Origin of the sequence: Blastococcus aggregatus (assembly GCF_900221005.1) — a bacterium.
Taxonomy (GTDB): Bacteria; Actinomycetota; Actinomycetes; order Mycobacteriales; family Geodermatophilaceae; genus Blastococcus; species Blastococcus aggregatus.
In genome coordinates, this window is sequence record NZ_OBQI01000002.1 from 113,810 (window position 1) to 132,931 (window position 19,122).

At 73.7% G+C, this 19,122-nt stretch carries 18 protein-coding genes and 1 pseudogene; 3 read left to right on the plus strand and 16 right to left on the minus strand.

Annotated features, from left to right (window positions below; genetic code table 11):
* Window positions 1–21: 21 nt before the first annotated feature.
* From CRP29_RS06235 to CRP29_RS06265, 7 genes are read right to left on the minus strand one after another with little or no spacing between them, the layout of a single operon-like run.
* Window positions 22–1,191 (minus strand): M23 family metallopeptidase, encoded by a 1,170-nt coding sequence (locus tag CRP29_RS06235; RefSeq protein ID WP_097194235.1) that lies wholly within the window; start codon window positions 1,189–1,191, stop codon window positions 22–24.
* On the minus strand, window positions 1,188–2,696 hold the full coding sequence (locus tag CRP29_RS06240; protein WP_097194236.1) for an ATP-binding protein: 1,509 nt from the start codon (window positions 2,694–2,696) through the stop codon (window positions 1,188–1,190). Before CRP29_RS06240 ends, CRP29_RS06235 begins: the two co-directional genes overlap by 4 nt.
* Window positions 2,693–4,207 (minus strand): SCO6880 family protein, encoded by a 1,515-nt coding sequence (locus tag CRP29_RS06245; RefSeq protein ID WP_217991478.1) that lies wholly within the window; start codon window positions 4,205–4,207, stop codon window positions 2,693–2,695. Before CRP29_RS06245 ends, CRP29_RS06240 begins: the two co-directional genes overlap by 4 nt.
* Entirely contained in the window at window positions 4,204–5,775 is a 1,572-nt protein-coding gene (locus CRP29_RS06250; protein ID WP_245852537.1) for a hypothetical protein, read from the minus strand. Before CRP29_RS06250 ends, CRP29_RS06245 begins: the two co-directional genes overlap by 4 nt.
* On the minus strand, window positions 5,768–6,577 hold the full coding sequence (locus CRP29_RS06255) for a hypothetical protein (RefSeq protein WP_097194828.1): 810 nt from the start codon (window positions 6,575–6,577) through the stop codon (window positions 5,768–5,770). Before CRP29_RS06255 ends, CRP29_RS06250 begins: the two co-directional genes overlap by 8 nt.
* Window positions 6,577–6,966, minus strand: a complete 390-nt coding sequence (locus CRP29_RS06260; RefSeq protein ID WP_097194237.1) for a hypothetical protein — start codon at window positions 6,964–6,966, stop codon at window positions 6,577–6,579. The genes CRP29_RS06255 and CRP29_RS06260 overlap by 1 nt, the downstream gene beginning before the upstream one ends.
* A complete protein-coding gene (locus tag CRP29_RS06265) occupies window positions 6,963–7,652 on the minus strand; it encodes a hypothetical protein (protein WP_176522866.1) in 690 nt (229 codons plus the stop codon). Before CRP29_RS06265 ends, CRP29_RS06260 begins: the two co-directional genes overlap by 4 nt.
* A gap of 637 nt (window positions 7,653–8,289) precedes the next feature.
* Between CRP29_RS06265 and CRP29_RS06270 the strand changes: the two are divergent.
* From CRP29_RS06270 to CRP29_RS06280, 3 genes and pseudogenes are all read left to right on the plus strand, one after another.
* Window positions 8,290–8,468, plus strand: a pseudogene (locus CRP29_RS06270) (transposase); the annotation flags it as partial.
* A gap of 140 nt (window positions 8,469–8,608) precedes the next feature.
* On the plus strand, window positions 8,609–9,466 hold the full coding sequence (locus CRP29_RS06275) for a hypothetical protein (protein ID WP_097194239.1): 858 nt from the start codon (window positions 8,609–8,611) through the stop codon (window positions 9,464–9,466).
* The gene (locus CRP29_RS06280; protein WP_097194240.1) at window positions 9,463–10,032 is read left to right on the plus strand and encodes an RNA polymerase sigma factor; all 570 of its coding nucleotides are present in this window, start codon (window positions 9,463–9,465) and stop codon (window positions 10,030–10,032) included. Before CRP29_RS06275 ends, CRP29_RS06280 begins: the two co-directional genes overlap by 4 nt.
* Window positions 10,033–10,321: 289 nt before the next feature.
* Here CRP29_RS06280 and CRP29_RS06285 read toward each other — a convergent pair whose 3' ends face one another.
* From CRP29_RS06285 to CRP29_RS06325, 9 genes are read right to left on the minus strand one after another with little or no spacing between them, the layout of a single operon-like run.
* Window positions 10,322–13,528 (minus strand): AfsR/SARP family transcriptional regulator, encoded by a 3,207-nt coding sequence (locus tag CRP29_RS06285; RefSeq protein ID WP_097194241.1) that lies wholly within the window; start codon window positions 13,526–13,528, stop codon window positions 10,322–10,324.
* Window positions 13,525–13,965 carry a TadE/TadG family type IV pilus assembly protein gene (locus CRP29_RS06290; protein WP_097194242.1) on the minus strand — a complete coding sequence of 147 codons (441 nt, stop codon included), beginning with the start codon at window positions 13,963–13,965 and terminating at the stop codon, window positions 13,525–13,527. The genes CRP29_RS06285 and CRP29_RS06290 overlap by 4 nt, the downstream gene beginning before the upstream one ends.
* Entirely contained in the window at window positions 13,962–14,357 is a 396-nt protein-coding gene (locus CRP29_RS06295; RefSeq protein ID WP_245852538.1) for a TadE/TadG family type IV pilus assembly protein, read from the minus strand. Before CRP29_RS06295 ends, CRP29_RS06290 begins: the two co-directional genes overlap by 4 nt.
* Before the next feature lie 26 nt (window positions 14,358–14,383).
* Window positions 14,384–14,848, minus strand: a complete 465-nt coding sequence (locus tag CRP29_RS06300; protein WP_245852539.1) for a TadE/TadG family type IV pilus assembly protein — start codon at window positions 14,846–14,848, stop codon at window positions 14,384–14,386.
* Window positions 14,849–14,855: 7 nt separating this feature from the next.
* Complete coding sequence (locus tag CRP29_RS06305; RefSeq protein WP_091929634.1) at window positions 14,856–15,053, minus strand: hypothetical protein; 198 nt, start codon at window positions 15,051–15,053, stop codon at window positions 14,856–14,858.
* 28 nt (window positions 15,054–15,081) lie between these two features.
* Window positions 15,082–15,996 (minus strand): type II secretion system F family protein, encoded by a 915-nt coding sequence (locus tag CRP29_RS06310; RefSeq protein WP_097194244.1) that lies wholly within the window; start codon window positions 15,994–15,996, stop codon window positions 15,082–15,084.
* The gene (locus tag CRP29_RS06315) at window positions 15,993–16,901 is read right to left on the minus strand and encodes a type II secretion system F family protein (protein WP_097194245.1); all 909 of its coding nucleotides are present in this window, start codon (window positions 16,899–16,901) and stop codon (window positions 15,993–15,995) included. The genes CRP29_RS06310 and CRP29_RS06315 overlap by 4 nt, the downstream gene beginning before the upstream one ends.
* Window positions 16,898–18,319, minus strand: coding sequence for a TadA family conjugal transfer-associated ATPase (locus CRP29_RS06320; RefSeq protein ID WP_097194246.1), 1,422 nt, complete (start codon window positions 18,317–18,319; stop codon window positions 16,898–16,900). The genes CRP29_RS06315 and CRP29_RS06320 overlap by 4 nt, the downstream gene beginning before the upstream one ends.
* Window positions 18,309–19,112: a CpaE/TadZ family protein gene (locus tag CRP29_RS06325; protein WP_097194247.1), complete on the minus strand. Its 804-nt coding sequence runs from the start codon at window positions 19,110–19,112 to the stop codon at window positions 18,309–18,311. Before CRP29_RS06325 ends, CRP29_RS06320 begins: the two co-directional genes overlap by 11 nt.
* Between the last annotated feature and the right edge of the window lie 10 nt (window positions 19,113–19,122).

Sequence of the window (19,122 nt, forward strand, 5' to 3'; positions counted from 1 at the left end):
CTCGGGTGGAGTTATGAAGGTTCATGTGGGGTGGGGGGCGTGTAGATCGACGCCGCGGTCGGCCAACCACGGCAGCGGGTCGACCGGCGCCCCGTTCTGCCGGACCTCGAAATGCAGGTGGACGCCGGTGCTGTTGCCGGTGGACCCCTGGAAACCCAGCAGCGCACCGGCGGGCACCTGCTGGCCGGGCGTGACGGTGAAACCGGTCAGGTGGGCGTACCGGGTGGTCACCCCGTTGCCGTGGTCGAGTTCGACGAGGTTGCCGTAGCCGGCCACGTTCAGGTTGCCGTCGCGGTCGCAGAAGGCGCTGGTGCAGGCGGCGGTGGTCACGCTGCCGCCGGTGGCGGCGTAGACCGGGGTATTGCGGGGGCCGGCGAGGTCGACGCCGGCGTGCAGGACGCCCTGGCGGGGTCCGTAGCCGGAGGTGACCGCGCCGGGGCTGGGCCGCACCCACGACCCCGCCGGCACCGGCAGGCCGGGGCAGACGGCGGCCACCGCGCCGCCGGGGGTGGCGGCGCTGTCCTGGGCGGCGGGCCAGAGCATGGCGGTCAGCTCCCGGGCCAGCGGCTCCCAACCGGCGTAGGCGCCGCCGGCGGCGGAGTTCTGCACGGCCTGTGCGGCCCGGGTCAGCGGCACCGTCTGCCAGTCCGGCACCTGGACGAGCCGGGCATAGAAGGCGTCGGCGGCGTGGACTGGGTCCATCAGCTGGGCGACGGTGCCCCAGCCGGCGGTCCAGCGCTGCTGGAAGGTGTTGACGCTGTCGTGGTCGGCGCCCAGCCCGTCGTGCGCGTAGGTCAGGCTGGTGGCGGTCACCGCGGCCTGCTGGGCGGTGAGGTGTGGGCTGCTGCCGTCGTTGGCGAGCATCCGGATCCGGGACTCCTGGTAGGCGGTGGCCAGCGCCACGGTGGCCGCGTGCGGTCCGAGCCCGCGGGCCGCGGCGACGCGCACGATGGTCTGCGCCTGCCCCATCTGGACGGCCTCCAGCGCGATGCCGGCGACCGTGGCGGCGGTACCAGCGGTTGAGCAGGCCGAGGAGGCCGGCTGCGTCGATGCCTGCGGAGCGGCGAGGACGGCGAGGGGGATCAGCAGCAGCGTGAGTGCGCCGAATACCGGGAGGGCGGCGGGAACGGCGGCCTTCCACAGCCATCGCGCCGCATACGCCCGGGCCACCCCTTCCGCCGTCCCGGTCATGCCGCTCCTCCGGCGGTGAGGGCGTCGTTGGTGTAGGTGAGCCGCAGTTCGGGTGCGGTGAGGACGGTCTGCACCTTGAACGCCCGGTCCCCGACCAGCCACAGCGCCCGGCCCTTTCCGGCCAGCGCCCAGTCGGTGACCACCCGCTGCGCGGTCGGAGAGAGCCCGAGCAGGGTGCCGAGTTCGGCGCCGACGGCCTGGTCCTGGCCGTGCAGTACCCGGGTGTCGCACAGGTGCAGCAGGTCGCGGGCGATGGCGGTCGCCTGGGAGGTGGCGTCGCCGGCGGTGAGCATGTCCGAGGGCTTGTGTGCGAGCAGGATCTGCACGTCGGCGTCGCGGCGGGACAGCCGCAGGTTGGCGTCCAGGCTCTTCATCGCCTCGACACCCAGGCGCATCTGCCGCCAGGTCTCGTCGCGGATGACGATGCGCAGGTCGCCGGGGTCGGCGATCTCGCGCATCGCCTGTCCCCAGGAATTGAGGCAGGTCAGGGCGATGCCGACGGCCTGGTCGCCCAGCGGCTCCAGCCGGGACAGCGAGAGCGACTGGATGGGTGCGCGCCAGTCGACGTCGATGCTGGTGTGGTCGTCGAACAGCCCGGCCAGCGAGCCCTTGACCAGGGCGCCGAGGGCGTCGCGCAGGGTGCGGGTGGCGTCCAGGAAGTGCCTCCGGTCGGCGTACCGGCAGCCGGTGACCAGTTCGTCGGGGGGCTCGTCCAGGGCCCGCCACAGCTGCGGGATGGTGGGCTCGGTCAGCCGGGTGGCGCCGCGGGCGTAGCCGGTGAGCAGCCGCAGCGCCTCCCCCACCGCGGTCTCCTCCACCGGGCCGAACGGAACCGCCTGGGAGCCGACCAGACCGCGCAGCAGCACCAGCCAGCGGGTGAAGATGATCGCCTCACGGCGGCGGGCCTCGGCCGCCTGCAGCCGCTCCCAGCCGTGCCCGAGCGGCCCGAACGCGAGCGGGTTGACCCGGGCGGGCAGCCCGGAGCCGATGGCGAACGGCTCCACCCCCAGGGCCCGGCACAGCGGCTCGTACTCGTCCTTGGTGTCACCCAGGATCAGGGTGCGGTAGCCGTAGCAGAGCATCCGCAGCGCGAAGGCCTTGACGGTGGCGGACTTGCCGCGACCGGGCTTGCCGAAGACGACGACGTTGGGGTTGGTGACCGGGATGGCGTCGTCGGTGACCCAGCCGACCGGGTCGCAGTAGAACGTGCCACCCGAGAGCAGGTCGATGCCCATCGGTGCGCCGGTGGGCGGCAGGCCGGGGGTGGGGATCAGCGGCCACGCCACCGGGGTCTGCTCCGAGGTCATCCGCCACACCGACAGCGGCGCCGGTGTCGCGGCCCGGCCCCGGCCGCGGCCCCGGGGGCCGCGGCGGGGCACCAGGGCGGGAAACGGCCCCGGCTCCCGGGGCGCCGCCGGCGCGGTCGGGGCGGTGGGCAGGCGGTGGCCGAAGTCGTCAAGCAGTGCGGCGACATCGCGCCCACGGCGGGAATGGCGGCGGGTCATCGTCGTCCCCGCCGGTTGGGCAGCCCCACACCCAGCGGGATGGCGGCGGCGGCGAAGCCGGCGTCCTGGGCCAGGTCCAGCCGCAGCGGCACGAATCCGGCGGCGCGGACGGAGGCGGACAGCCGGCGGCCGTGCTCGGCCACCGGCCAGGACGCCGGCACGGTGACGCAGGCCGCGGCGGCCAGCCGGACCAGCGCCCGGCCGGTGGCCAGTTTCTCCTCGGCGGCACCGATCCGCTCGGTGTCGCGGCGCTGGCGGGCCCGCTGCCGGAAACCCATCCGGGCGCGCAGCTCGTTGCCGGTGGTGGCGCTCATCTCCTCCCGGCCCACCAGCCGGGTGGCCCGCTCCAGTGGCAGCGGGGCCAGGAACACCGTCAGGCAGCGCCGCTCCCCCGCCGTCGTGGGCACCAGCACCGGCGCCAGTGCGCCGAGCAGCGCCCCGGAGTCGGGCAGCAGGATCGTGTCGGTGACTGACGCCCACGCGTCGTGCGCGTAGTGCCGCACCTCGGCGCGGGCGGCGGTCGGGCCGGCGCCGGCCATCGGCACCCCCGTCGCCACCCGGGCACCGGCGGCGACGGCCAGGTCGGCAGCGACCAGCTGGCCGCGGTCGCCGGGGGCGAAGCCGGTGCGCACCGCGGCGGCCAGCGCAGCCGAATCCAGCCAGGTCACCGCGGTGCAGCCGACCGGGCCGCGCAGCGCGGCCTCAACCTCGGCCATCACCCCGTGCAGCACCCGGGCGCGGCCGTCCACCCCGCCGCCGGCCTCCTTCGTCGCGCGGGCGATCCGGCCCTCACCGGCGACGACGGTGAGGAAGGCCTCGGTGCGCACCGCCGCCGGGGTCAGCATCGCGCCCAGCAGCGCGTTCACCTCGGTGGCCACGGCCGGAGCGTCACCGCGGACGTGGGCGCGTTCCCAGGTGGCGCGTTCGGCGCCGTCATCGGGCACCGTGCGCACGTGCACGGCGAGGAGGTCGACCAGTTCGGTGCGGGCGGCCAGCTCGCACAGCCCCGCCAGCCCCGCTCCCATCCGGTCCCGCTCACCGGGCTCGGCCAGCCCGATGCCCGGATGGGTGATCCGGGCCACCGCCGCCCAGGTGCGCGCCGCGGTGTCCTGCACGATCACCGGGCGGTCCACCAGGTGCCCGAACGGCGGGCCGTCGTGGGTGCGGATGCCGGCCAGCACCCCGGGCAGGTCGGCCTCAGCCAGGTCGTCGGCCGTTCCGGCGGCGGCGCGGGAGCCGAACGCCGCCCATCCGGTGAGGACGCCGATCGCGTGCAGGATCAGGTCGGCCAGCCAGCGGCCGGCCGCGCGGCCCCGCACGGGCACCAGCAGGACCGCCGCCAGCACCGCCCACACCGGCAACCACAGGACGAATAGGCTCCAGGCCTGGGCGTTGAGCGCAAGCAGCGCCGGCAGCCCGGCGAGGGTGACCAGGGCCAGCTGGGCGCCGGTCATCCCCAGGAACCAGCCCGACACGTCGCGGGAGTAGTCGCCGTAGCGGTGCGTGCTCACCGCGCACCCCCCTCGGCGGGCCCGTCGCCTTCAGCGGGAGCCGGTGGGCCGGGCTCACCCGGGCTGTCGTTCCGGTCCGCGGCCAGCCCATAGGCGGACACGGCGGCGGCACCCGGCGGCAGGCCGCCGTCCTCTGTCCCCGCGGCGTGCCTGGTCCCCGGTGAGTCGGGCGCTGCCCGGCCGGGCACCGGCGGCCCGTAGAAGTGCGCGGAGTGCCCGATGCCAGCGCCGGAAAGCACGTCGGCCGCCGAGGCGGCCACCCCCGCGGCCAGCCGGCCCGCCTGCGCGGTGCCGACCGTGAGTCCGTGCAGCACGCCGGCGAACCGGCCCTGGGTGGCGGAGTCCGCGGTCGACTCGCCCTGCGCCCGGTCCCCGGCCAACTGCGCGGCGGCGCCCGTCGCGGCCACCCCACCGGATGCGGCACCCGCCGCCGCGGTGGCCACGGCCGCTCCCCCGCCACCAGCCTTCTGCAGCGCGCCCATCACTCCGCCGGAGGCGGCCAGCGAGGACCGCAACGCCGCACCACTGGAGGTGCCCGGGTCGACGAAGGCCAGCAGCCGGAACAGCGCCAGCGGGCAGACCGCCGCGAGCAAAATGAGCAGGCAGCCGACCACCGCCATGCCGACCGCGGCCTCGGTGCTGGTCTCCTCGGCTCCGGTCACGATGCCCTCCGTGATGGTCACCCCCACGCCGAGGACCAACACGGCCACCGGGGCGAGCAGCAGCGCGGCGAGGAACCAGCGAAGGCTGCGCCAGAACCAGGAGCTCGACGTCTGCGCCAGCAGCCCGCCGGCCGAGATCGCCGACGTGGCCGCCAGCACGATCAGCGCCGCCTCCCGGACCAACATCAGCAGCAGGAACCCGACGCTGGCCGGAACCAGCAGGAAGACCGAACACACCCCCAGGACGGTGGCGACCGTGCCGTCGACCAGATCACGGCCCACGCTGATCGACGGTTCGAACGCCGCCATGGTGTCGATGCCCAGCAGGCTGCGCAGCAGGGCAGTGGTCAGGCCCGAGACGCCGGTGACCAGCAGCGCGGCCACCCCGACGTAGCCGGCCCACACCAGCCCGAACTGCACCAGGCCGACCAGTAGCCGGCCCAGCGTCTGCCCGTCCCGGCGTACCGCCGCCACACCCAGTTGCACCATGGCCATTCCCGCGGCCACGGTCGCCCCGATGCCGAACGTCACCGGATACACCGCCGCCAGCGGGCCGCCGGCGGACAGGTCCGGGGTGGTCAGAGCGTCGATCACCGAGAACGCCAGGCGCAGCAGCCACAGCCCGGCGTCCCACAGCGACAGCATGGCGCTGGTCCACACGCTCTCCGCCACGTTCCCGGCCGCGTCACCGAGCAGGCCACCGGCCGCCTCACCCAGCGCGCACAGGGGGTCGATCGGCAGACAGGGCAGGGCGGTAGGAGCCGCCGCGGGCAGGGCCGTGACCGTCGGCTCGCCCGCGGCCGGCGTCGCCGCCCCCAGCCAGGCAACGGCCGCCAGCAGGAGGACGACGAGGAGGTGGCGCGCCCCCGGGCTCCAGCCGCGTGCAGGCGCGACGGGGTTAGGCATGGCGCAGGTCTCGCCAGCCGGCGTCGATCGCCGCGTCGGTGCCCGGCCAGATCGACGGGGCCGGTGCCGGCTCGGCGCCGGGGCCGATCAGCCACCGGTCGGCGACCCATGTCATGCGCTGGCAGTCCGCCACCGCCATCCGGGCCGTCCGCTCGAGGGTGACGGTGAATTCCAGGTCCACGCACACGACCGCGAACTTCGGGCCCACCGTTCCCTTGATCAGCCCCATGACCGGGCGGACGACGATCGCCAGCTGCGGGGAGCCGGCGCCCGACAGCCCCGCTCCCGACAGCAGGCTGGCCATGCCGGTCACCCCCGACCAGTTCTCCGCAGTGGGACCGCCGGCAGCCGCCCACCGGCTGATCACCTCGCGCACGCCGTACATCGATCCGGACTGCATCGCCGCCACATCGATCGACGCCAGCTGCGCCAGCGCTCCCTCCGGGGTGGGAGGGAAGCCCGTGGCCACCCCCGCCGGCCCGACGTCGGTGGCGCGCGGCAGCACAAGCACCTCGGCCGCCCTGCTCGACACCGGACCCGGCATCGCCTCCTGCGGCTCGGCGGCCGGCATCGCAGCGGCGGCCAGCGCATCCTCCCGAGACAGCTCCCCCACCGGAGCCGCGGCCCGGGCTGCGCTGTCCGCTGGGCCGGAGTCGCCGTCGGTGAGCGCCGCGATGACGGTGAGGACCAGCCCGGCCAGCACCGCCAGCGCCACCAGTGCGCTGACCACCAGCAGGGTCAGCAGCCGGGCCGGGCCCCACTCCGCCGCACCACGGCCCTGGGACTTGTGACGGCGGGTCATCAGGTGCACCCGCTGCCGGTGATCGACCCGAGAATCGCCAGGATCACCGTGTAGGCGATGGCCACCATCACCACCACCGCCACCCCCATCGCCCCGTACCGGGAGGCGTGCGGATGGGAGAAGATTCGCCCCACCAGGATTGAGCCGAGTGACATCACCGCGCCGATGCCGATCAGCGCCAGCACCCCCCACTTCACCCAGGCCGTCACGTCGTCGGCGAAGGCCTGCATCCCCGGCGGCGCCTCCGGGCAGACCGCCGCGGTGATCTCCACCGGCGCCGCAGCCGCCGGCCCCGCGCCCAGCACCAGCAGCCCGGCGACGACGAGGACGAGGACGACGGCCGAGGTCGCGCGCAGCGCCACATGCGCGGTCCCGTGCCTGCTCCTCATCGGCTTGCCTGCCAGCCGGTCCGGGACTGCGCCGCCCGGCGCCGATGCCGGGGCTGCGGGTCCGCGGCCGGCACCAGCAGCGCGGCCAGCGACCGGCCGGCGGCCGCTACCGGCTTCGGCAGCCGGTCACCGGCCAGACCGTCGGTCTCCAGTCGCCGGTCAACCGGCACCCGAACCACCCGCCCCCGCGACCGCAGCTCACGCAGTCGTGGCCCGCAGCTGGCCTGCACCGTCCGCGGCCAGCGCGCTGGGCCGACCGCCGCAATCACCGGCTCGCCGTCCAGGGCGGCCAGCACGTGCTCGGTCTGCCGGACCGCGGGAACCGTCACCCGGGTGACCACGACCACGTTGGCGTCTCGGATGAGGGGACCGGGTGCGTCGAGCAGCGCGGTGGTCAGCGACCAGCCCGCATCGACAACCAGCAGCCGACCGGTGTCGTCGGTCTCCGGTGGCGGCAGGGACTCGCCCTCGCCTGGGCGGCGGGCGAGGCGGACCACGTCGAGTCTCCCGCGCCGACCGTGCCGCCAGCCGCCGCCGTCCGTGCCCAACTCGATGGTCGATGCCGCCGTCAGCCCCGATCGGACCGGTTCGGCGTAGTCGATCAGCTGCACCCGCCGGGCCTCCGCGAGCCCTTCGGCGACCGCCAACGCGACCGTCGAGGCCCCGGCCCCGGCGTGACCGGCCACCACCAGAACCACACGGCCGCCGACACCGGCTCCCGCCCAAGGAGTCCGACCGGCATCTGACCGGCAGGTCCTACCGGTGACCGCAGCGCCGGACGCCGGCCACCCGCAGACGACACCATGACCGCTGACCTCGTCGAAGATCCCCGCGCGGATCGCAACGACGGCCGCACGCATTGCCTCAACCGTCATCGGCCGGTCCCCACGGGGACGCGCCGGGCTGCCGATCGCCAATGACGATGACAGCGCCGTTTCACGGCTCGTTCGGTCACGCCTCGATCCCCGAAGCGGGGGTGCGGTCTGCATGCGCCGACCGTGCCGCCCCGACCTCTCGTAATCCTCCCGTCGGCTACGCCACGGAGGTCTCCTGCCCGCGGACGGGCGCGTGCCGGCGCAGGCGGCGATGACGGCCCCGCGCCGGTGAGCTACCGCAGACTTACGGGAGATCGGAGCCGAGACGCGACAGCGACCAAGCGCGACGGCCGGAGGGCTGCCTGGCGTGGTGTGTCTCACCCTGACCCAACCGCTGGCCACATACCAGAGGCTTGCTCCTGCATGCCTTCCACGCCCTCGGGCCCCGACCCCGGTTCTCGGACACGCTGAACCCAGCATCTGCTGGGAACCGAGATGATCGAGAACCATGGCCCGCAAGAACTACTCCGATGAGTTCCGTCGGCAGGCCGTCGACTTGTACGAGTCCACCCGGGAGCGACAGCGCCGGGCATCGCCGCCGACCTGAGGGTCGAACGCCGCACCCTGCGCCAGTGGCTCGACCTGCACGGAACCGGCAAGAAGACCGCTGCCGACGGCACGCTGACCCGCAGGGGTCGCCGTACTCAGGAACCGCCAGAGGGAGACGCAGGTCGTCGCGCTGTGGGCGTCGACGCCTCTCTGTAACGGTCTGACATGTGTGAGTGAGGCCAGCACCTGGCGGGCTCGGTTCAACGGAGGGCGACACGATGAGAAACCCCGATGTCCACGACGACCTGGACGCGCTGCTGCGCAGCGCAGCGACGATCCAGCGTGATCCCGCGCAGGAGGAGCGCACCTTCGCCGACGTGTGGTCGCGGGTGCAGGCGTCCATGAACGACGGCGCTGCGACCTCCGACGACGCCGTCCACGACCGGCGGCACACTCTGATCGCCGATCGCGAGTTGACGGCTCGCCGTCGCCGCCGGGCGGCCAAGGTGGCGTCGGTGACCCTGGCGGTCGTCGTGGCGAGCGCCGGGACAGCGGCGGCAGCGTTCCTTGCCACCCGGACCGGCGAGGAGGCGACCGGCTGGGAAGTCGGAGCCGGAGGCTCCGGCGAGATCCTCAACCAGGGCGGCACCGATCGGCGTCAGGTCTTCGAGCAGGTGACCGCAGACATCCGCTTCGCGCCGGGGTACGAGGCTCAGCGCGACTACGCCCTGGACTTCTTCCCCCAGGACAGCGACACGGCTATCACCGAGAGTCACCTCCGCTCCTTCACGGCCAGCCACGCCATCTGCACCTGGGCCGACGCATGGGTGGCGTACGACAACTCCGGAGACCTGGCAGCGCGCGATGCGGCGACGGGGACGCTCGCCGAGTCCGTCACCTGGGAGCCCATCCAGACGTTCAACGAGGATCACGACGAGCCCGACCCCATGGATCCGAGCACCGGCGTGGATCCGGGCGCCGGAGGCTCCTACTACGGGTGGCTGCGCCCGCTGGTCCAGGCCGCCCAGTCTGGGGACCGCCAGGGGGTCCTCGACGCGGTCGCGACCGGTCACCAGTGCGCGGCCGAGGTCCTTCCGGTCATCAGCACCGACCCCAACTACGGGGGTGCCCGATGAGCGACGAGCAGGCGCAGTCCGAGGCCCTGTTCCGCGACACCCGCGCACCGCTCCTGGACTACCTGACTCGCCGTGCGGCACCCCATGACGCGGCCGACCTGCTCGCCGAGGTCTTCCTCATCGCCTGGCGGAGGCGCGCGGACCTGCCGCCAGGCGACGAGCGGCGACTATGGCTGTTCGGCGTCGCTCGGCGACTACTCGCCGAGCACCACCGCTTCGCATGGAAGCGGGCGAACGCCGAGGGCGGGGCCCCCGACGCTGACGCGCCGGAACGTCTCCTCCAAGACGGCGGACCGCGTGACTCGCGAGGTGAGGCCGTGCGGCGTGCCCTCGAATCGCTCAGCGACCTCGACCGGGAACTGGTCACCCTCACGACATGGGAGAACCTGAGCACGGCGGACGCCGCGCGCGTCGTCGGCATCGCAGCAGGGACGGCGCGGGTGCGGCTGCACCGCGCTCGCGCCCGGCTCGCCCGTGACCCGCGCCTCCAGGCCGTGCTCGATGACCCAGACGAAGAGGCGTGCCACGCCACCAAACCCGTGTCCTCCGAAGCGGCCCCGGCCTGACGAACCGGCCTCCGCGCCGGTCCCTCGGCGGCGAGCACCGCGAGGGGACGGCGCGGAGGTGGCAGGCCCCGCGCTGCGCGTTCCAACCCCGCGGGGTGTCATCGCGCCATGAGCCAGACCAACGTCTCCACCCGGTGCCGATGCCGGCGACCCTCGGTGACGAGGTCGACGTCTTGTGTCGGTTGGGCTGGGAAGCGAACGCGGGCAGCGGGCGCGGCTGCGCCCGCGGCGGACACGGCGTGGGTGGCGGAAAACCTCCCTCGCAGGGTCGGCAGGCTGCGGCGAGTTCTTACGAGGCCCGGTCCAGGAAGTGCCGGCGGGCGCGGTTGATGGTCTCCGCGGTGCTCATGGGGAGGTCCATCTCGTCTTCGCCGTCGTGGATTGCCACGATGCGTGCGACGTAGGTTTCGGCTTCTGCGCGGCTGCCTTGCAGGTAGGCGACCCACATCGCGTCGAGCAGCACCTTCTCGTCGTCCGGCGCGACGAGCAGGGCGGTGGCCGCGGCGGTGCGGGCCGTGGTCAGGTCGTCGACGGCGAGGGCTGCGGTGACGACCTGGTGGGCGACGTCGCAGATGGCCGCGGTGAGCGTGAAGTCCAGGCCGTCGAGCCATTCGTAGCCGGCGGGGCGTTGGGCGAACGGCGGCCCGGACACCAGCTCGAGGGCGGCCAGCAGATCGGGCAATCCGTCGTCGCCGCGGACGGCGGCGCGGGCGCGCAGTTGGCGGAACAGGTCGGCGTCGACGAGCACATTGGTCAGCGTGTAGCGGCCGCGGTAGCCGGAGCCCAGATGCTTCTCTCCGGTCGCCGGGTCCTCACCGAGCCAGGCGCGGGCACCGGCGGTCATCCGGTGCACGTAGGCGCGGACGCTGACCGGGTCGGTCTTGCCGCCGCGAGCCGGCTGCAAGGCGGTGGCGGCCTCGTCGGCGGTGGAACCGTGCGGGCGGGTGGCCAGGTAGGCGACCACCTCTTCGTAGCGGCGCCGCCGCCCAGACCTGGCGACGGCGTGCTCGTCGCCGTGCGCGCGCAGCTTGACCGGTCCGAGCAGAGTCAGCCGTGGCCGGGCGCAGTCCGGTGACCACCAATCCGCCAGGTCACGGTCAAGTTGCTCAAGGTCGTCCTCGATCCGCTGACGCAGCTCGGTCGGGTGCCACTCGCCTTGCGTCTTCTGGCCGTTGCCATCGGCAGCCTTGAGACGGTCCTCAGGTGGCACCGGCCCGAGTGCGGCGCCACCAGCAGAAGGCCGGCGGGCTGGCCGTGGCTGGGGCAAGCGTTCCGGAGCGTCGCCGGGCTCCTCCGCCGTCGCGTCATCGAGCAGTGCGCCGGCGGCGTCGGTGTGGACCTGCCAGGGCCGGTCCCCGTCGGATGCGGGGATGGCGTCGTCCATCGCGTCGCGCTCGAAGGCCAGCAGGGTGGCGATGTCGCAAGCCTGTTGGACGGTCAGCTGTGGGGCCGGGAGTGACAGTCCGAGTGCCGGGACGAGCAGCGACCCGTCGTCGGTCAGCGTGAGCAGCCACTCGTCGCCGACCTGCGTCGGCTCAACGGCGAGCACCACAGCGATCGCTGCGCGCTGCTCCGAGTCCCGCAGGACAGCGGCGGCAACGGCCAGCTCACCGCCGTCCTGCAGCTGGCAAGTAGTGAGGACGATCTGGGGCATCCAGCCGTCGCCGGCTCCGGCGCGCAGTCGCCCGTCCAGCACGTCGTCGGTGTTCTGCTCGGGGCTGTCGCGCAGGGCTGTGTGCAGTGCGGGGGCGGCGGCAGTGTCCACGGGGCGGATGCGGTGCGGAGCCAGGTCGACCAGCTCGTCGCCGAAGCCGACGGGGGTGACGGTGAGCAAGTCCGACCAGCTGTTGACGGCCAGCTCGGCGACCAGGTGCCGGGCGAAGTCCTCCCGGCGTTCGGCTGGCCCGGTCACGTGGACGGCACCGAGGCGTTCCAGGTCCAGCAGCCAACGGCCTGTGCCGTCGACGCCGATGGTGACCAAGGTCGGGTACGGGGCCAGGCGTGCCCGGGCCACCTCGGGCGCGACGCCGGTGTCCTGGTCGAGCCGCACCGACCACCACAGGTCGGTGTCGTCGGCGGTCCACGGATCGGGCGGAGGACGGTCGGCCGGGGCGTGCAGCCGCAGCTCCAGGCGGCCGCCATCCAGCCGGGCGGCGACGACGTCCGGTAATTGTCCGTCGGGGTCCTCCGATAGCCGCACAGCCAAGCTGCGAAGGGCGAGGTCGAGCCCGGCGTAGTCAGCCGTGCCCGCGTCGGCCGCCGAGGTCACAGCCGTCTGCGTGGCCGACAGCGTCGGCGGCATCGGGGCCAGGCGTCGACCGGTGCGCCGACGACGTAGGCGCTGGCGGCGGTGGGCGAGCCACGTCGCGCCCACACCCGCTGCGAGCAGTGCCCCGCTTCCGGCGAGGACGGCCACGAGCTCCGACGGGACCTGGTCGGCCTCGGCATCGGGAGCGTCGGCTGCCGGTTGCACTGGTTCGTCGGAGGGACTCTCCCGTGGCGGCGAGGCGGGCGGTGTCGGCGATGGGGTAGCCGGCACGGGTGCCTCGCGCTCCGCCGGCGACGGCGGCGCGTCCTCGGCCGGTGGTTCCGGAGCGTTCGGCGGAGGCAAATCGGACACTGCCGGGTCGGCGGACGGAAGGTCGAGGACCTGCCCAGGGCGGATCAAGTCGGGGTCGGTGAACCGGCCGCCGCCGGGAATCGGTTCACCGGCGTTGAGATCGAATATCGGCTGCCAACTGTCCAGCCCGTGCTGCGCGGCGATGTCGACGAGGGTGTCGCCGGGCCGCACCGTCACCTCGCCTGCGGTCGGTTCCGCCTCGGGAGGCGTGGCGTCGGATGGGAGGACCAAGACCCAGCCGGGGCGGATCAGCGCCGGATCGGTCAGGACGGCGCCGTCGGGCTGGGGCCGGCCGCGGTTGAGCTCGAGGATCTCCTCGAACCGAGTCCAGTCCCCAAGGGAGCGGGCGGCGATACGGCCGAGGGTGTCGCGCGGCTGCACCGTGTAGGTGGGGCCGTTCGCGGCAGGCTCGGCTGGCTCGGCATCCGGTACGGAGGAAGGTATCGATGGCGGCTCGTCGGTCGGCTGCTCCGCGACCACCGGTGGTCCGGCGAACGCCGGGGCGGCGAGCAGAGGCGCACCTCCGACGCCGACGACGGCGGCAACGAGTAGGCCGGCCAGCTGCTGGGGTGTTGCCAGGCCGGGCAGCCGTAGCGGTGGGAGACCGCGCAATTGGGCGGCGAGCTCGACGGCCACCGACAGGGCGAACACCGCCCACGCGGCCCAGCCGATCACCACGAGCAGGCCGAGGAAGAGCGCACCGTTGTCCGGCCCGCTCAACGCGCCCGTGACCTGCTCCCACGACGAGAGCGCTGGCGGCAGGTAGGCGGCGCCCAGCTGCCAGAGCGCGATCGGGACTCCAGCGACCGCAGCCGTCAGGACGAACACTGCGAGCAGTCGGCGCAGCACGTCGAGCGCCCGCGGCGTCGTGGTCATGGCTCCGCTCCGGCGTCCTGGTCGGTGATGAGGTCGGCGGTCCCGGAGCCCTCCACGGTCATGGTCTGAATGCCAATGAGGCCGAGGAAGGCGGTGGGCTCGGTGATCGTCGTGGTCACCGTGAGGGTGTCGCCGTCCACAACCGTCACCGTGCCCTGCACGCTGTTGCGCTCCAGGTAGTTCTGCGCTGCGGCGACCGCGGCGGCCGGATCGACCCGTACATCTCCAGCGAGAGCGGCGGAGACGTCGAGGGCTTGGCCGCCGGCACGGGCGGCTTCGTCGGCGATGGCGTTGGCGCGCTGGGTGGCGGCCACCTTGGCGCCGCCGTCGACGGCCAGGCCGATGATCAACAGCAGGCCGGGGACAAGGACGGCGAGGAAGACGCCAAGCGCCCCGCGCTCGGCATCCTCGTCTCGTAGGCGCTGTCGGGGGTTCATCGTTCGCGGTAGGCGTCGACGGGGCTGGTGAAGGTCGCGTCCACGGTCACCGAACCGGGCAGACCGGGTGCCAGAAGATCGGCCATCTCGACGACGCACGTGATCGACACGGTGACGTCGCCCGACTGGCCGGGCGGTGCCTGAAAGCCGGCGGTGTCGACATCGATCGTGGTGCGCTCACACCGCAGGTCCTGAGCGGCCAGGGTGCGCTCCGCCGGCGCGGTTGCCGAGGCCGTCGCGATGGTGGGGTCGCCGGACAGGGAGGCTTCCCGGGCGGCTGCGCGAGCAGCCTCGGCGACGGCGCCCTCGGCGACCTGGGTGCGCCCGGCGACGACGGCGAAAGACAGAAGCAGGAGCAGCGCCGGGGCCAGCAGCGCCAGCTCGACCGACACCGATCCCCGCTCCCCTGCCCGGCCGTTCATGGAGTCGGCCGTTCCACGGGGCCGGCAGCGCTCTGGGTGACCGACCAGCCGGAGAAACCGGGGAAGAGACTGAGGGAAGTGCCGGTCACGGTCACCTCGATGCTGCTCGGCGAGCCGGCCACGGTCACGTCCCGGCCGGTGAGCAGATCGGCGGCGGTCTGGTCGAGGAAGCCCTTGGCCGCCGATTCGGCGCGCGCAGTCGAGGCTGGCTGTACCCGGCCCTCTCGTGCGCCTTCCTGCGCAGCGCCGAGGGCGATCGAGCGGGCGTGGAACCACAGAGCCGCCTGGATCAGCGTCATGACTAGCAGAAGCACGACCGGGAACGTGATCGCCAGCTCCATCGACGCCGCGCCGCGCTCCCCGGACAGCCGTTCGCGCACCACGCCGCTGGACCGGCGGCCAGAGGCATGGCCGAGCCGGGACAGCGCTGTTGCGCCGCGTGGGCTGGAGGAGCGGACCACGGGGTCGCTACTGGATCGAGTTCGAGCGGGAGGTGACCGCGTTGGCGATCACCGCGACCAGCGCGACGGCGATGCCGATCAGCGCCACCGTGATGATCACCTGCTCCACCGACAGCGAGCCACGTTCCGGCTCGTCGCGCAGCTCGTGGAGCCGCTCGCGCAGCGCCGCGCCGAGGGCGGTCAAGGTGGTGAGCAGCGGCATCATCGGACTCTCCTTCTGAGGGGCATGGCAGTCAGGTGGCCATCAGTCGGGCCAGGGCGGGATAGAGGAACAGCAACAGGAAGGCGATCGACAGCAGCGCAACCGGAGCGGTGAGCTTCTCGCTGGCGGTGTTGGCCGCTGCCTCCTCCTCCGCCAGCAGCTGCACCCGCAGCGACTGGGCGCGGGCCCGCAGCGTCGGGGCGATCGAGGCGCCCTCGACGGCGGCGACCGCGGCGATGTCGGCGACATCGGCCAGTTCGCCGACCCCGGTGTCGGTGGCCAAGCGGTGCAGCCCGTCCCACGGCGGCTCCCCGGCCAGCCGGGCGGCAACCAGCGCGTCGTTGATCCGCCGAAACACCCACCCGTCGCCGAGCGCGGCAGCTCGTTCCAGGGCGATGGTGGGGCCCTCGCTGGCGTCGCGTCGCAGGCTCACCAGGTCCAGATAGGAGCACAGCGCCCGGCGCATCTGAGAGCGCGCCTCGGAGGCCTGATCACGCACGACGAGATCGACAACAAAGAAGAGGACGACGGCCAACGCCAGCGATCCGGCCACCGGGATCACTACTGGCATGCGGACGCCGACCGTTCCGAGCACGGAGGTGAGCAGCGGCACGAAGGCCGCGCCGAACGCTGCCAGGCCCACCTTGCGCGCGGCGTAGCCCTCCGGCGTCCAACCGATCAACTCCAGCGCCTGTCCCGGTGCCCGCCGACCCGCCCCCGGCAACCGGGCGGCGGCCCAGATACCGGCGCGGCCGGCCACCCGTGCCCACCGGTCACCCTCCCCCGTGACCAGCCCGACCGGTGCGCGTACCGCGCGCCCGTCCAGACGGACCAGCGCGTCGGCAAGCCGCGGCTGTTCGACCACCACGGCGGCGCGCAGCAGCAGGAACACGCCGAGCCCGACGACCGCACCGAAGCCGACCAGCAACGCCTGAGCGCCGCTCACCGGACCGGCACCTCCTCGAGAGCGAGCTCGGTCCGCCGGCCGCCGTCGCGATCGACCAAGAAGCGGGTCGACGGCACGGCCACGGTGAGCCGGCGCATCCACAGCAGACAGCCGACAATGAGCCCGCAGATGGCCGCCAGCACCAGCTGGCCCAACCCGGTGCCGTAGGGCGCCAGGTAGTCGCCGTTCAGCGCCGCCAGCCCGGCCGCCGCAACGGTGATCAGCAACAGCCAGCGGGCATTCGCGCGGGGCTTGGCGCGGTCGGCCTCGACCTTGCGGCGCATGGTGACCTCTTCGCTGAGGCTGCCCGCCAGCTCAGTCAGCACTCGCGCCAGTCCCGGCCCACGCAGCTCCGCGCCCAGCAGCAGTGCGCCCACGACCAGGTCCCCAGCGGCGTCGTCGAGATCGTCGGCGAAGGACAGCAGCGCCCGGGCTGTCGGCCAGCGCGCCTGCAGCCGCGCCGCCAGCGTGGCCACCTCCGTCTGGATCGGCTCGGGCGCGGTGCGGGCCGACCGGATCAGCGTCTGCTCCAGCCCACCGCCCGCGGCCAGGACGTCGGAGGTACGGCGCACCCACTCCTGCAGCCCCTCCAGCCGCTCCACCGCAGCGTTGCCGGCGGCGAACTGCGCCAGCAACCATGGCACCCCGACGACCGCCAGCCCGACCAGCACCCCGCCGACCGGCCAGCCCGAAACCAGCCACACCACGGCTGCCGCCACCGCGGCGGCTCCCGACAGCATTCGCTGCCGCCGCACCGCCGGGGGGTCGACCGACGACGCCGGACGCGGTCTGCGGCGCTGCGGCTGAGCTGGTGTGTCCGGGGCGGTGAGCGCGTGCGCGGCCAGCAGCAGGCCGGCGACCAAGAGCGCTCCGCACACGCCGGCCAGCAGTCCCGCGCCGCTCACCGTCGCCCTCCGACCGTGTCGGCCCACGGTCCCTGGCCGACGCGCAGCCAGCCGGGGTCGAAGCCGACCCGGACGTAGTCCGCCAAGTCCACCGGATCGTGCTCGGGCACCGCCCGCCCGTCGGGTCCCGGAGCAAAAACCTCCGTGACCGCCGGGCGTCCGCCCTCGCCGATGCCGTTGCACTCGACGACCTGACTGACGAACCGCTGCCGCTCACCGCCGATCCACCGCTCGTCCACAGTGGTGATGTGCACGACCAGGTCGATCGCCGACGCACACGACCGGTACGCGTGCTCCGGGGTGACCGCGGCGCGGCCGCGCATGCACAGATTGGCCAGCCGCTCGAATGCGTGGCGTGCCGAGCGGGCGTGCAGGGTGCAACATGAACCGCCCTCGCCGGCCTCCATCACCTCGATCAGCGGCCAGGCCTCCTCGCCACGGACCTCCCCCAGCCACACCCGGCTGACGTTCATCACCAACGCCTGCTCCACCAGCTCGGTCAGCGTCACCTCGCCGAGGCGGCGGCCGTCCGGGCCGCGTTCCCCGGAGCCCTCCCGGGCCTCGAACGGCACCACCCGCGGATGCCGATCGGGCAGCTCGTGCAGCAGCAGCTCGAAGTGCTTCTCGATCGTGGCCAGGTTCTCGCTCACTGGCAGCTCGTTGGCCAACGCGCGCAGCATGAGCGTCTTGCCGGCGCCCTGCGCGCCGGTGACCACGATGTTCTTCCGGGCCCGCACCGCCGCCCGTAGGAACTCCACCAGCGGCCGGTCGATCGCCCGCAGGTCCACCAGGTCGTCGAGGTCGACGTCGCGGATCCGGTGCCGCCGGATCACCAACTGCGGACGCGGCACGGTCTCGATCACCGCCGCCAACCGCGACCCGTCCGGCAGCCGCATGGTCAGCAGCGGACTTGCCGTGGTCAGCGTCCGCTCCGAGCGGCCCAGCCGGGCGGCGATGTGCTGCAGCTGACGCACCAGGTCCTCGTCCGAGTCCGCGATCGGATCGACTCGGACGTCGCGGCCGTCGGAATAGCCGACCCACACGTTGTCGTGCCCGTGCGCCTCGATGTTCTCCACCAACGGGTCGTCCAAGTAGGGCTGCAGCCGACCCAGCCCGAACTGGGCCGCGAACACCGCCTCGGCGATCGCCTGCTCGTCCTCCGGGGTGGGCACCGCTTGCCCGGCGCGCATCCGTTCGCGCACCAGCTCATCGACGCCATCCTGAACCAGGGTGCGGGCCAGCTCCTGCTGCGCCGCCGTGCTGAGCGTCGGGCGCCGTTTGAGCTCGTCGGCCAGCGCCGTCGCCGTCGACTCGTGCAGCCGGCGGACAAGCGTCCAGTCCACCGAGACCGGTGATGCGTCGAGCGCTCGAGGCACGGCGACGGTGCCGAGGATGTCGGTGGTGAGGTCAGCGGACACGGCTGCCCCCGATCGCGGTCGCCGACGCAGGCACGGGCGCCGGCGGTGGCGCCAGCCGGCTTTCGTGCGCTGCGGCGAACTCGACCAGGCGGGTTGCGACCGTCCGCGCAGCCCGCAGCAGCGCTGACTGGGCGAACAGCCGACCGGCCGGCACACCATCACTGAGCACCGACGCCGCCTTGGCATCGCGCGGCAGCGAACCGATGACCTGAATGCCGAGCGCCTCGCCGATCTCCCGCTCGCCGTACGGCTCACCCGGCCCGACTACCAGCGTGGCCACCATGCCGACGTGGCCGTTCCCTCCGCGGAGCTCGGCGATCGCCTGCGTCGCCGCACGCACGGCACGCAGCGTCGAGCCGGTGACCAGAACCACGGCGGCAGCCCGCCGGACGACGGAGGCCGGAAAGTGCTCGGCGCGCAACCGGCCGCAGTCGGCGATCACGTCGACAGCGCCGTCCTCCACCGACGCCAACGTGGCGGCCAGTCGGTCCCAGTCCACGTGTCGGGCGCCGGCGGGGTCGGCCAAGCCCGGTAGGAGCCGCGCCCGCCCCTCGGGGTCGAGCCGCAGCAGCTGGCTGTCCAGGTGTCGGGCCAGCCCGCCCCGCCGCGCCGCAAGCGCCAGGTCGGCCAGCCCGCCGGCGGAGAATTCGCCTCGGCCGTATCCCGCCAGCACGTCCCCGCCGGCCGGGTCCAGTTCGGCCAGAACCACCGGCCGCGGCCAGGACAGCGCCAGTGCCAGGCCGCTGGTAGTCACCCCGGGCGCGCCCTTGGCCGAGCACAGCGCGATCAACACGGCAGCCGCC